Consider the following 13,087-nt stretch of genomic DNA (forward strand, 5'->3'; position numbering starts at 1 on the left):
AAATCACCCGCATCCTGGCAGGGGAGTCCTCGGACCCCCTGGCGACGTCCCCCCTGACCCGGCCCGGCGCAGACGCGAAGGCGGGGGACGTTCTCCTGGCCATTGACGGCGTCGAACTTTCAGTGGCTTTGACGCCGGCGATGCAGTTGGCAGGGGCGGCCGGTCGGACAGTGGAGCTGACGCTGCTCAACGGTGAAGGTCATGGTGAAGCGGCCGGGGCGCAACGTCGAGTGGCAGTGGTTCCTGTCCGTGATGAAGAACGGCTCCGCTATCAGGACTGGGTCCGGGCCAACCGCCGCACTGTGCGCGAAGCCTCGGACGGCAAGTTCGGTTACCTCCACGTCCCGGACATGATGGCCAACGGCTGGGCGCAACTCCACCGCGACCTTGATACCGAGACCGCACTGGATGGCCTGATTGTTGACGTGCGCCGCAATCGTGGCGGCCATACCTCACAACTGGTGGCGGAGCTCATCGGCCGGAAGGTTACTGGCTGGAGCATGCCGCGTGGCGAGAAGCCCAGGACATATCCGGATCATGCCCCCCGCGGTCCGGTGATCATCCTGGCCGACGAATTCGCGGGATCGGATGGCGACATCATCACCCAGGTGTCCAAACTCAGGGGCATCGGGCCTGTGATCGGTACGCGGACGTGGGGCGGTGTGGTGGGCATTGACAACCGCTTCGCCCTCGCAGATGGCACCGGGGTAACACAGCCACGGTACGCCACCTGGTTCAGCGGTGGAATCGGCTGGGATGTTGAAAACCGCGGCGTGGAGCCGGACATTGAAGTACTGTTTCCGCCGCATGCCTATGCAGCCGGCACCGACCCGCAGTTGGAGTACGGCATTGGTGCCCTCAAGGAGATGATCCAGGAGCTGCCCACGGACCGGCCCCCACTCCGCGAAGGCTACCGCAAGGTCCGTCCAAAGCCGTTGCCCGCACGTCCGCAAAAAGGCTGAAGGGCCGGGCTGGCATAACGAAGAGCCCCGCTGTTTCCATCAAGGATGCGGCGGGGCTCTTCTGTGTTTTACCGGTGCTGTTCAGCACCTTGCGGCACTAGGCCGAAAGCGTGGCGTCCAGGGTGATCTCGATGCTGGCAAGCGCACCGGACACAGGGCACCCCGTCTTCGCGTCTTCGGAAATGCGGCGGAAGTCTTCTTCGGACAGGCCAGGTACCTTTGCGGTCATGGTCAAGTGGCTGCCGGTGATGCCGGTGCCGGGAACGAACGTGACATCGGCCTTGGTGTTGACTTCCTCGGCAGTGAATCCTTCACCTGCGAGGGCGTGGCTGAAAGCCATGGAGAAGCATGCGGAGTGGGCCGCGGCGATCAGTTCTTCCGGGCTGGTCTTTCCGCCGGACTGTTCGGTGCGCGCCTTCCACGTGACATCGAACGTGCCCAGGCCTGAGCTGTCCAGCGTCGTGTTCCCGGCGCCTTCGATCAGGTTGCCGTTCCAAACCGTGTGTGCGGTGCGTGTTGCTGCCATGTCCACTCCTTGGGGTCGTTGTGAGTCGGCATCCAGCCTGAGGCAGGTGCCACCGGTTCCATCCTAGGGATTTGCCCGTGGGACCGCACGGCCATTCCGCTGTCAGTGGATTGTGACCCGGTGTTGGGAAGGGATCAGTTCCAGAGAGTGGCGATGGCGATGTTAATCAAGGCAAGGCCGCCTACGCCATGAGCCAACCCGGTGGACACAGGCTCACCCTTCTTGACCTTGCGGGAGCCGATGACGGCCAGGACTGCCACGGCGGCGCCAATGGCGAACTTGATCCCGAGCTTGAAGTAGTTGGGGTCGGCGTCAGGGAGCAAGGGGAACAGGCCCATCATGGCAATACCGGTCAGCAGCTGCAGGAAGGCGCCATCTCGCTGACGCGGGTGAATGGTGGGCTCCTTGATGGTGGCGATCCAGTAGCCCACAATCATGGCCGCGCCGACGATGTGCAAGAACACCAGGATGCTGAAGAGAATACTCATGGCCCCAGCTTATCGAGTTGGTTCTACGTCCCGTAGCAAAGCCACGCGGGGTGGTTAAAGCAAGGGGCAGGTCACCGGATTCCGGCAACCTGCCCCTTCATGCCAAAGACGAACCTTGGCGCTAGGCCTTACAGGCCCAGATCAGCTTCAAAAGCACCTTCCTCAAGGCGGGCCTTGAGGGTCTGCAGGAAGCGGCCTGCATCGGCGCCGTCCACCAAGCGGTGGTCGTACGTCAGGGAGAGGTACATCATGGAGCGGATGGCGATCGAGTCGTCACCATTCTCGTCGGCAACCACTACGGCGCGCTTGACGATCGCGCCGGTTCCGAGGATGCCCACCTGCGGCTGGTTGATGATCGGGGTGTCGAACAGTGCGCCAACAGAACCGATGTTGGTGATGCTGAACGTGCCGCCGGACAGCTCATCCGGGCCGATCTTGCCGTCGCGGGTACGGCCTGCGACGTCAGCGATCTTGCCGGCGAGCCCCGCAAGGTTCAGGTTGCCGGCGTCGGAGATGACCGGGACAAGGAGGCCCTTGTCGGTGTCGACGGCGATCGCCAGGTGCTCGGCGTTGTGGTAGGTGATTTCCTGCTTGGATTCGTCGTAGGCGGCGTTCAGCTTGGGGTGCTGCTTCAGTGCTTCTGCGACAGCCTTTGCGATGAACGGCAGGAAGGTCAGCTTGACGCCGTTCTGGGCCTGGAACTGGTTCTTGGCCTTGAGGCGGAGCTTGGCGATCTTGGTCATGTCGACCTCGTGCACCTGCGTCAGCTGGGTGGAGACCTCAAGGGACTCGCGCATGCGGCGGGCGATGACCTGGCGGATACGCGGTGCCTTCTCCGTGGTGCCACGAAGCGAGGATGCAACTACTGGCGCGGCAGCCTTGGCAGCGGGAGCAGCCGCAGGAGCCGATGCTGCGGGAGCAGCGGCAGCCTGCTTGGCTTCGGCGGCGGCAATAACATCCTGCTTGCGGATACGGCCACCGACGCCGGTGCCGGAGACGGATGCGATGTCCACACCGTGCTGGTTGGCGAGCTTGCGGACCAGGGGAGTGACGTAGCCGGATTCCGAGGAACCTTCACTGGCCGGGGCCGAAGCGGGTGCAGGTGCTGCTGCGGGGGCCGGAGCAGCTGCAGGAGCCGGAGCAGCTGCGGGTGCCGGGGCGGCGGCCGGAGCCGGTGCTGCGGGTGCGGCGGCCGGGGCGGGGGCAGCCGGCGCTTCTGCGGCAGGAGCTGCCGGTGCGGGTGCTGCAGCAGGTGCTGCTGCGCCGGAACCGATGATGGCCAGGACTGAGCCAACCTCGGCAGTCTCATCCTCGTTGACGCGGATCTCCTGCAGGGTTCCTGCAACCGGCGACGGGATTTCGGTGTCCACCTTGTCGGTGGAGACCTCCAGGAGGGGCTCGTCCACCTCCACGGTGTCCCCTACAGCCTTGAGCCAGCGGGTGACGGTACCTTCGGTGACGCTCTCGCCCAGGGCGGGGAGGGTTACTTCATGGCCTTCGCCGCTGGAAGCGGCGGGGGCCTCGGCGGCAGGTGCTTCCTCTGCTGCAGCTGCGGCAGGAGCTTCCTGAGCCGGTGCTGCTTGCTCTGCGGGAGCAGGTGCTTCCTCGGCCGGTGCAGCTTCGGCCGCAGGAGCGGCAGAGCCGGAACCGTCGCCAATGCGGACCAAGGGGGCGCCAACTTCAGCCGTCTCGTCTTCAGCGACGAGGATTTCTTCGATGACGCCTGAGATCGGAGAAGGGATTTCGGTGTCTACTTTGTCGGTTGAAACCTCGAGCAGCGGCTCGTCGATCTCTACCCGGTCACCAACCTGCTTGAGCCAGCGGGTGACGGTTCCTTCGGTGACACTCTCACCGAGGGCGGGCAAGTTAACGGATTCAGACATGTCGTCCCCGTTCTCCTTATTGATCTTTGTGCGGATGAATTCTGCTGGTCCGGGCCGGGTGCATCCGGCAGATTCCGCTGCATGCACCCGACCCGTTTGTCTTGGGTAAAGACTTAGCCGTGGAGCGGCTTGCCCGCGAGGGCGAGGTGGGCTTCGCCCAGTGCTTCGTTCTGGGTGGGGTGGGCGTGAACCAGTTGGGCCACGTCCTCCGGGTAGGCTTCCCAGTTCACGATCAGTTGGGCTTCGCCGATCTGCTCACCGATTCGGGAGCCGATCATGTGGATGCCCACCACGGGGCCGTCCTTCTGGCGAACAAGTTTGACGATGCCGCCGGTACCGAGGATGGAGCTCTTGCCGTTGCCGGCGAGGTTGTATTCCTGGGTCTGGACCTGGTCATCGCCGAACTTCTCTTTGGCGGCCTTTTCGGTGTAGCCGACGGTGGCGATTTCAGGCTCGCAGTAGGTGACCTTGGGGATGTTGATGTCCTCGACGATTGCCGGGTTCAGGCCGGCAATTTCCTCAGCGACGAAGATGCCCTGCTGGTAGCCGCGGTGTGCGAGCTGGACACCGGGGACGATGTCGCCCACAGCGTAGATGTTGCCGACGCCGGTGTGGAGACGCTCGTTGGTGATGACGAATCCGCGGTCGATGGTGATGCCGGCTTCTTCGTAGCCCAGGTTGGCGGTGACGGGGCCACGGCCAACAGCTACGAGGAGGAGGTCGGCTTCGAAGGTCTGGCCGTCCACCAACGTGACCTTGACGCCGTCGTCGTTCTGCTCGACACCCTGGAAGAAGATGCCCGTGGTGAACTTGATGCCGCGCTTCTTGAAAGCCCGCTCGAGGTTCTTGACGATCGAGGCGTCCTCGTTGGGAACCAAGGAGGGGAGGCCTTCGATGATGGTGACGTCCACGCCGAAGGACTTCCATACGGAGGCGAATTCGACGCCGATGACGCCGCCGCCGAGGACGATCGCGCTCTTGGGGATGTAGTCCATGGTCAAGGCCTGGTCAGAGGTGATGACCTTGCCGCCGATTTCCAGGCCAGGCAGGGAGCGCGAGTAGGAACCTGTGGCCAGGACAATGTTCTTACCCGTGTAGGAAGTGCCGTTGACGACCACCGTGTTATTGCCCTGGAGCTTGCCTTCACCCTCGATGACGGTGATGCCCTTGGACTTGATGAGTCCCTGGAGGCCCTTGTACTTACCGGCGATGATGCCGTCCTTGTACGCGTTCACGGCCGGCATGTCGATGCTGTCGAGCGTGACGTTCACACCATACTTGGCGGAATCGCGTGCATGGTCGGCCAGTTCGGCCGAGTGCAGGAGTGCCTTGGTGGGGATACAACCGTTGTGCAGGCAGGTTCCGCCGAGCTTTGCCTTTTCCACAAGGCCAACGGTGAACCCAAGCTGTACGGCCCGCAGGGCAGTGGCGTAGCCGCCGCTGCCGCCACCGAGTACCAGGATGTCGAATTCTTGCGCAGTTGCCTGATCGGCCACTAAAACGCTCCCTCGCGTGAATGATGACACGGGACTGCGTGCCATCTGGTCTTTGGAACTTGTTCTGCCGTGATTATGCCAGCACCTAAGTTCTCTTGCATTTGTGACTATCGAGTTCACCTTAGCGAACCACCTACCCATGCTCCACCCTCTGCGGGTGTTTGTGGAGCGCTTGTGTCGAGACTCACGTTCACTTGTGACACAGCGCTACACGCCGCATAATTCCGGGGTTGCGCGGCCCTTGCGGGGGTCTCCGGCAAGGGTCGCGCAGCCCGGATGGGCAAGGTGGTGCAGCTTAGGCGGGAGCTGCGAGCAGATCCTCAGCGTAGGCAACCAGGGTGCGGACAGTGCATCCTGTTCCCTGCTTGGGGGTGTAGCCGTAGGGGCTGCCGTTATTGAACGAGGGACCTGCAATATCGACGTGGGCCCACGGGATCTGCTGACCGTCCCCGTTCTTGCCAACGAATTCCCGCAGGAAAACGGCCGCGGTCATCATGCCGCCGTTGCGCTCACCGATGTTGGCAAGATCTGCCACCTGGGAGTCAAGGCTGGGGCGCAGTTCTTCCGGCAACGGCATGGGCCAGACCAGCTCGCCAGCCCTGTCAGCTGCCGACTTCAAAGCTGCAGTGACGGAATCGGAGCCCATCACACCTGCCGTGCGCAGTCCCAGTGCTATGAGCTGCGCACCGGTCAGCGTGGCGACGTCAATGATGGCGTCCGGCTTCTCCAGGCTGGCAGCGACGAGCCCGTCGGCCATGACCAGGCGCCCCTCGGCGTCGGTGTTGAGGACCTCGACGGTCTTGCCGCCGTAGATGGTGAAGACGTCTGCAGGCCGGGCCGCAGCCCCGGAGGGCATGTTCTCCGCAATGCAGAGCCACGCAGTTGCCTTGATGTTCAGGCCAAGCGAAGCGATGGCCAGGACGGTATTAAGCACGACGGCGGCGCCCGCCATATCGCTCTTCATGTCGCCCATGCCGAGCGCCGGCTTGATGGAGATACCACCGGTGTCGAAGGTGATGCCCTTGCCAACGAGGGCGATCTTCCTGGTGGCCTTGGCCGGCGCATATTCCACCTTCACCAGGCGGGGCTGGCGGGTTGAACCCTTGCCGACGCCCAGGATGCCGCCAAAGCCTTCTTTTTCAAGCCGCTTCTCGTCCCAGACTGTGACCTTGACGGGCAGGCCCTTGCCGAGTTCCTTTGCGGACTCGGCAAAGGATTCCGGATAGAGGTGGCTGGGAGGCTGGTTGACCAGGGTCCTGGTGGCGTTCACGGCGCGGGCAACAACGGCAGCCCGATCCAGTGCAGGCTGAGCGTCTTTGGGATCCACATCGGTGAAAATCAACGCTTTGGCTACAGGGGCCTTCAATCCGTCCTTGCTGGAACGGTGCTCGGTGTAGGAGTAGGCACCCAGGGCTGCGCCTTCGGCGATAGCAGCCACATCGGCCACGCTGGTGGTCGGGAATGCCAAGGTTACTGACGTAAGGCCGGCCAGCTGACGGACGGCAGATCCGGCGGCGCGACGCAGGGCCTCCTCGGCAAGACTGCCGGACTCCGACAATTTGCCCACGCCGGCGAGGACCAGGATTCCCGAGCCGGTCTCCGGCAAGCCGGGAAGCCGGTGTGCCTGATCGGCGGCACCGGTGATCCCCAGCAATTTGAGGGAGCCCGCAACAGACTCAGCTGCCTTTGCGCTCAGGGGATTCGGAAGCAGCACCGGCCCATCTGCGCCTTGCGCAATTCCAATCACCAGTGCGTCGCTGGGGGACTTTTTCAGGTCCTTGGCGATGATGCCCAGGATGATGTCAGTAGTCTTGACCACGAGGATGTTGCCTCACTTCTCTCTGCATTGCTTGGCTGGGCCGCATGTTTGGCGACCTGCCCCGGTACACGCCCGACGTCCTCTACCGACGGCGGACTTGGTCTTCAGGGGCCGGTGTCGGAAGAGGATACCGGCCCGTTTCGATCGTAGTCTCTTGGGCGCTGCGGACAGCAATTAAATGAGAGCTGCAGCACATCCGCCGCAGGAATGCCCTTTGGAGCTGCAGCGTTGTAAGGATTAATGGAATCCCGCAGCAACGCCCAGAGGCCCCGTTGGTGCCATGTGGCCGGTACCCCCGGGACCTCCCCCTACTTTGTCATTGCGAAAGGAACACGCCGTGTTTGAACGGATATCCGGCTCCCTCCTGGACCCCGAATCGCTGTACGCGCGAAACATCGAAACCTTCCACAGCCCTGCGCTGCGCGGGCTGAACATGGTGATGGGGTTCACCGGTTTTGCCGACGCCGGTCACGTGGTTCGGCAGATCAACGCCGAGCTGCTGGACGAGCTCGACGCCGAGGTGGTGGCCATGTTCGACGCCGACCAACTGATCGACTACCGTTCCCGGCGCCCGCACATCAGCTTCGTGGAAGATCACGTACAGGATTACCAGGCCCCCAAGTTGGGTCTTTACAAGTTGACCGACGGACTCGGCCAGCCGTTCCTGTTGCTGGCTGGTTTCGAACCGGACCTGCAGTGGGAACGGTTCTCGCGGGCCGTCGTCGGGATCGTTGAAGAGCTGGACGTCAACCTGGTCACCTGGATCCATTCCATTCCGATGCCCGTGCCGCACACGCGGCCGGTGGGAGTGACCGTTCATGGCAACCGCCCCGATCTCATTGAGGGCATTTCCAGCTGGAAGCCCACCGTGGATGTTCCCGCGGCCATAGGGCACATCCTCGAACTGCGTCTGACGGAGGCGGAGCGCAACGTTGCCGGGTATGTCATCCACGTTCCGCATTATTTGTCGGAAGCGGAGTACCCTCCGGCGGCCGTCGCGGGTTTGGAGTATCTGGGCGCGGCGACGTCACTGATGCTGCCGACCGATCGACTCCGCGAAGCCGGCCGTGAAGTGGGCCGTCAGATCGCCGAACAGATCGAAGCCTCCGAGGAAGTGCAAGCCGTGGTCACCAATCTGGAGTCGCGCTACGACGAGAAATCCGAGGGCGTGGTCCGCCGATCGCTGCTTGCGGACGAGAACGATGAACTGCCCAACGCTGAGGATATCGGTGCTGCTGTTGAGGCGTATCTGGCCCGTAAGGACTCGCCACAATAAATCAGCTTTCAGATGCTGCCGGGCATAATTGAGGGGTGAATGCACCCCGCGCCTGGCTCATCTGGACGATTGGCGTGTTCGCCTACCTGGTGGCGGTGGCGCAACGAACGTCCTTCGGCGTGGCTGGATTGGAAGCAACCGAGCGGTTCCATGCCAGTGCTGCAGCCATTTCCTTCTTCACTGTGCTTCAGCTCCTGGTCTATGCGGGGCTGCAAATTCCGGTAGGCGTCCTGGTGGACAGGTTTGGTTCACGGGCCATGATCGCCGGGGGAGCGGTGCTCATGGGGTTGGGCCAACTGCAGCTCGCCTTTGCGGACAGTGTGCCCGGGGGCGTGCTGGGCCGCGTCCTGGTGGGTGCCGGTGATGCCATGACCTTCATTTCGGTGATCCGCCTGGTGCCGTTGTGGTTTGCCCCTGCCAAGGTTCCCTTGGTCACCCAGCTCACCGGAATGTGCGGACAGCTGGGACAGCTTTTCAGTGTGGTTCCCTTTGCGCTTCTCCTTCATACCGCGGGGTGGACCCCCGCGTTCCTGACCCTGGCCGCGATGTCCGTACTGGCAGTCGTGCTGGTCCTGGCCATGCTGCGTGATGCTCCTCCCGGGCATCCACCCAGGGAATCCGGCCAGGGCTTGAGGGCCACCGGCGTCTCCTTGTCCCGTGCTTGGAAGCAACCGGGGACGCGACTGGGTTTGTGGAGCCACTTCACCGTCCAGTTCAGCGGAAACCTCTTCGCCATGACCTGGGGCTATCCGTTCCTGCTCTCGGCCCAAGGCCTGGATGCCGGAACCGTGTCCGCTCTGATGGCCCTTTTCGTCGCCACCGCAATCATCGCCGGACCGGGCTTTGGACGCTTCGTCTCCAAGCACCCCATGCGAAGATCAGCGATGGTTCTCCTGATCACTTCAGCCACTGCGTTGGTGTGGGCTGCCGTGCTCCTTCTGCCGGACAGGGCTCCACTGTGGATGCTGGTGATCCTGGTGGTGGTGCTGGCCGTCGGAGGTCCGGGCTCCATGATCGGTTTCGACTTTGCCCGGACCTTCAATCCCTCGCACCGGATCGGAACCGCAACCGGAATTGTGAACGTTGGCGGCTTCATTGCCGCACTTGTTGCGATCTACCTCATCGGCCTCGTATTGGACCTGCTGAATGCGAGCGGTTTCTCGGGTGGCGATCTGTATGGCCTTGCTCCTTTCCGCATAGCCCTCAGCGTGCAGTTCCTGCTTTTGGGTCTGGGAACGATCCTTATCCTGGTGACACGGCGCAAAGTCCGGCGGCAGATGGCGGCCCAAGGGATTCATGTACAGCCGCTGGTGGCAACGCTTGCGAAGCAGCGACGTGAGCGCCTGGAGCGACGGCGGGAAGGCCGTTCCGGTGCCGCTAAGGAGCGCTAGAGAATCTGCCACTTCTGCCAAGGCCATACTTTGACGGGCTTTTCCACATAGGCAAGGTTGGGCCTGTTTCGGCCGGTCGGGGATGAGCAGGCTGGATGCATGACCACCAAGCGAACATTGAGCATCCACCGACCCGAAGACATCCTTGGCTACATCCCGCATATGCTCGGCTATTGGCCGGAAGACAGCCTCGTTGCCATCACACTGCAGGGGAAAATCCTGGGGGCAACACTGCGGGTGGACTTGCCGTCACAGCGGACACCGCAGGCCCTTGCCGGCTTCGCGGAGCAGATCCGCCACTACCTCGTGGCGGATGAGGCCGCCAACGGTGTGGTGCTGGCGGTCTACAGTGAGGCCGGTTGGGCTAACGGCGCCGTGGTCGAGCAGGCGATGCCACTGCTGGAAGCCTTGCAGCTTCACCTCGACGAAGTGGACATGTCGGTGAGGGACGCCTGGTTGATCGGCCCCGAGTATTGGCGCAGCGCCTTCTGCGAGGATGAGGAGTGTTGCCCGGATCCCGGACTTCCCCTTGCGCGCATCAAGGACAGCCAGCTGAACGCTGAGCTCGTGTACCAGGGGAGCGCTGTTGGTCCGTCTCCACGGGCATCGAAAGGACTACCTTCGTTCGTCAGGACAGGACCACTCGATCCGGCCGTCCAGGAGGCAGAGTCCCGCTTCGGGGATCGCATCCTGGGCCTGTGGCGGAGCGAACGCTGCCTGGACTCTGTCCTGGCGGTATGGCATCACGTCCTCGCCAGGGGCGAACGAGGGGATCGTTTGCAGCCGCAAACCGATGCGGAACTCATGGGGTTTCTCAGGACCACGCTGAAGGTGCCGGCGTGGAGGGACGCTGTGGTGGTGATGGCGGCAGCCGGCCTCGACTCTGCAAGATCCGGCGCTGTTTCCTTTGGGCTATTCAGCGATGACGAACCGTTTGCATCGCCGTTCGATCTTTCCGAGCTCGGTATTCCGGCCTCCGAAGACGTACCTCCGGCTCCAGTGCCGCGTGGTTCCGCTGCCCGGGCGGACGTCTTTACCTATGGCGATGTCTTGTTGGGATTGCGCCCGGACACGCCCAGCTGGAGCCAGGTTGATGCGTTGCATCATGTACTCGCCGGGCTGTGCGTGGAAGAGGAATCGGGAGAAGTGGCTGCCGCGGTGTTCACGCTTCAAGGGTGGATATCGTGGTGCAAGGGCAGTGGTTCCATCGCCCATGCCTGCCTTGTCCGTGCTGAGGCAGCCCGTCCTGGTTATCGACTTGCCGGACTTTTGATGGACGTCCTGGGCCAGGGAACTGTTTGTCGTTGGGCCAGCCGCCCTGGTTCGGCGTGGCGGGGGTCCCGGCAAGCTCTTATATAGCAAGCCTGCACCTGCGTTGGGGGAATACATCAGGCGTAGGTTTCGCAAAACCGTGAGACAATGGATGCCGAGACCCGGTTGGGTCCGCGTTTGAATGCCTGCTTTGGCCCGGAAACGGGAACAAAACAGCGTTGTCGGGAGTTCTATCTACAGACTCTGCAGACGGCGATCGCATTTGAAATTGATCGCGGACTTGACAGGGTCATAGTGGTGTTGCCCGTATGGTGATTCCACAGACCGCCGCTAGAAAGGTTTTCTGTGACTCCGTCTTCCGTCGAGAAGGAACCCGCCGCCCAGGCCGAATTGACCGCTGAGGAAAAGAAAGCGGCCACGTCGGCAAAGCGCGCGGCCACACGCGCTGCCAACAAGGCCTCAGAGGGTGACTCTGACAAGCCCGCTCCCAAGAAGCGTGGACCCAAGCCCGGCGCGAAGGCCGCCGCTGAGGCCGCGAACAAGTCCGGCTCCGACTCCGAGGACGCCGCTGCCGAGGACGAAGACTTTGATCCTGCTGCAGCGGAAGAAGTCGAAGTCGGTGAAGATGACACCGAGGATGGCGCGGTTGCCGCGAAGGACAAGCCCGCTCCCTCCGGCTCGGGATTCGTTTACTCCGACGCCGACGACGACGACGCCCCGGTCCAGCAGGTCATGTCCGCTGGTGCAACGGCAGACCCCGTCAAGGACTACCTGAAGCAAATCGGCAAGGTCGCCCTGCTGAACGCCGAGCAGGAAGTGGACCTCGCGCTTCGTATCGAAGCAGGCCTTTTTGCCGAGGAAAAGATCAACGCCGACGACGGATCCATGGATCCCAAGCTCAAGCGTGAGCTCGAGTTCGTCATCCACGACGGAAAGCGTGCCAAGAACCACCTGCTCGAGGCCAACCTCCGACTCGTGGTCTCCCTTGCCAAGCGTTACACGGGCCGTGGCATGCTCTTCCTGGACCTGATCCAGGAAGGCAACCTTGGCCTGATTCGTGCGGTGGAGAAGTTCGACTACACCAAGGGCTTCAAGTTCTCCACGTACGCCACGTGGTGGATCCGCCAGGCCATCACCCGTGCCATGGCAGACCAGGCGCGCACCATCCGTATTCCTGTGCACATGGTCGAAGTCATCAACAAACTGGCACGTGTGCAGCGCCAGATGCTCCAGGACCTCGGCCGCGAACCAACGCCGGAAGAACTGGCACTGGAACTGGACATGACCCCTGAAAAGGTTGTTGAGGTCCAGAAATACGGACGCGAGCCAATTTCTCTCCACACCCCTCTCGGTGAGGATGGAGACTCCGAGTTCGGTGACTTGATCGAGGACTCGGAAGCTGTAGTTCCGGCCGATGCCGTCAGCTTCACCCTCCTGCAGGAGCAGCTCCACTCGGTACTGGACACCCTGTCCGAGCGCGAAGCCGGTGTAGTGGCCATGCGGTTCGGCCTAACTGACGGACAGCCGAAGACTTTAGACGAAATCGGCAAGGTCTACGGAGTGACGCGTGAGCGTATCCGGCAGATTGAATCGAAGACCATGTCCAAGCTGCGGCACCCGTCCCGCTCGCAGGTCCTCAGGGACTACCTGGACTAAATCTTCCCGCAGTATAAGGAAGCGGCCCCGTCGGATCCCCGACGAGGCCGCTTTTTTATTGATCGGTTGATCGTCTTTGCTAAAACTGTCCTGTTAAAAGCCGCCCTGCTGAGGCCCGGCAGGGATGCTGGGAACTCAGGCTACGGGTAACGCAGGCCGTGTCAATTGCAGCCCCAGGGAAACGCAGCCCTTGTGAAACGCAGCCCTTGGTGAAACGCAGCCCACATGAAATGCAAGAGGGCCCCTCCATGGTGGGAGGGGCCCTCTTGTCTGCTCAACGCAATACTTTATATATCAGGGGAGTCCGGCTACGCGGGC

The 13,087-nt window shown here is 62.5% G+C and carries 10 protein-coding genes; 5 read left to right on the plus strand and 5 right to left on the minus strand.

Annotated elements, in window-relative coordinates:
* The coding region (locus tag HP499_RS00005) for a S41 family peptidase (RefSeq protein WP_172321934.1) at positions 1 to 962 on the plus strand (962 nt) is incomplete at its 5' end.
* 97 nt (positions 963 to 1,059) lie between these two features.
* On the opposite strand, the gene HP499_RS00010 is transcribed toward HP499_RS00005, so the two are convergent.
* From HP499_RS00010 to HP499_RS00030, 5 genes are all read right to left on the minus strand, one after another.
* Positions 1,060 to 1,488, minus strand: a complete 429-nt coding sequence (locus tag HP499_RS00010; protein ID WP_062067972.1) for an OsmC family protein — start codon at positions 1,486 to 1,488, stop codon at positions 1,060 to 1,062.
* Between the two features lie 134 nt (positions 1,489 to 1,622).
* Positions 1,623 to 1,976: a hypothetical protein gene (locus tag HP499_RS00015; protein WP_172321935.1), complete on the minus strand. Its 354-nt coding sequence runs from the start codon at positions 1,974 to 1,976 to the stop codon at positions 1,623 to 1,625.
* A 128-nt stretch (positions 1,977 to 2,104) separates the two neighbouring features.
* A complete protein-coding gene (gene sucB / locus HP499_RS00020; RefSeq protein WP_172321936.1) occupies positions 2,105 to 3,859 on the minus strand; it encodes a 2-oxoglutarate dehydrogenase, E2 component, dihydrolipoamide succinyltransferase in 1,755 nt (584 codons plus the stop codon).
* A gap of 113 nt (positions 3,860 to 3,972) precedes the next feature.
* Positions 3,973 to 5,355, minus strand: coding sequence for a dihydrolipoyl dehydrogenase (lpdA, locus tag HP499_RS00025; protein ID WP_026540286.1), 1,383 nt, complete (start codon positions 5,353 to 5,355; stop codon positions 3,973 to 3,975).
* 295 nt (positions 5,356 to 5,650) lie between these two features.
* Positions 5,651 to 7,174 carry a leucyl aminopeptidase gene (locus tag HP499_RS00030; protein ID WP_172321937.1) on the minus strand — a complete coding sequence of 508 codons (1,524 nt, stop codon included), beginning with the start codon at positions 7,172 to 7,174 and terminating at the stop codon, positions 5,651 to 5,653.
* 337 nt (positions 7,175 to 7,511) lie between these two features.
* Between HP499_RS00030 and HP499_RS00035 the strand changes: the two genes are divergently transcribed.
* From HP499_RS00035 to HP499_RS00050, 4 genes are all read left to right on the plus strand, one after another.
* The gene (locus HP499_RS00035) at positions 7,512 to 8,450 is read left to right on the plus strand and encodes a PAC2 family protein (protein ID WP_172321938.1); all 939 of its coding nucleotides are present in this window, start codon (positions 7,512 to 7,514) and stop codon (positions 8,448 to 8,450) included.
* Positions 8,451 to 8,485: 35 nt separating this feature from the next.
* On the plus strand, positions 8,486 to 9,841 hold the full coding sequence (locus HP499_RS00040) for a nitrate/nitrite transporter (RefSeq protein WP_172321939.1): 1,356 nt from the start codon (positions 8,486 to 8,488) through the stop codon (positions 9,839 to 9,841).
* A 99-nt stretch (positions 9,842 to 9,940) separates the two neighbouring features.
* On the plus strand, positions 9,941 to 11,200 hold the full coding sequence (locus tag HP499_RS00045; protein ID WP_172321940.1) for a DUF4192 domain-containing protein: 1,260 nt from the start codon (positions 9,941 to 9,943) through the stop codon (positions 11,198 to 11,200).
* 258 nt (positions 11,201 to 11,458) lie between these two features.
* Positions 11,459 to 12,769 carry an RNA polymerase sigma factor gene (locus HP499_RS00050; RefSeq protein ID WP_172321941.1) on the plus strand — a complete coding sequence of 437 codons (1,311 nt, stop codon included), beginning with the start codon at positions 11,459 to 11,461 and terminating at the stop codon, positions 12,767 to 12,769.
* The last annotated feature ends 318 nt before the right edge of the window (positions 12,770 to 13,087 follow it).

This window comes from Paenarthrobacter sp. CM16 (genome assembly GCF_013179505.1).
Classification (GTDB): domain Bacteria; phylum Actinomycetota; class Actinomycetes; order Actinomycetales; family Micrococcaceae; genus Arthrobacter.

Coding starts and splice junctions, on each gene's coding strand:
- HP499_RS00010 (WP_062067972.1), bottom strand. CDS start 1,488: ATGGCAGCAACACGCACCGCACACACGGTTTGGAACGGCAACCTGATC.
- HP499_RS00015 (WP_172321935.1), bottom strand. CDS start 1,976: ATGAGTATTCTCTTCAGCATCCTGGTGTTCTTGCACATCGTCGGCGCG.
- sucB (WP_172321936.1), bottom strand. CDS start 3,859: ATGTCTGAATCCGTTAACTTGCCCGCCCTCGGTGAGAGTGTCACCGAA.
- HP499_RS00045 (WP_172321940.1), top strand. CDS start 9,941: ATGACCACCAAGCGAACATTGAGCATCCACCGACCCGAAGACATCCTT.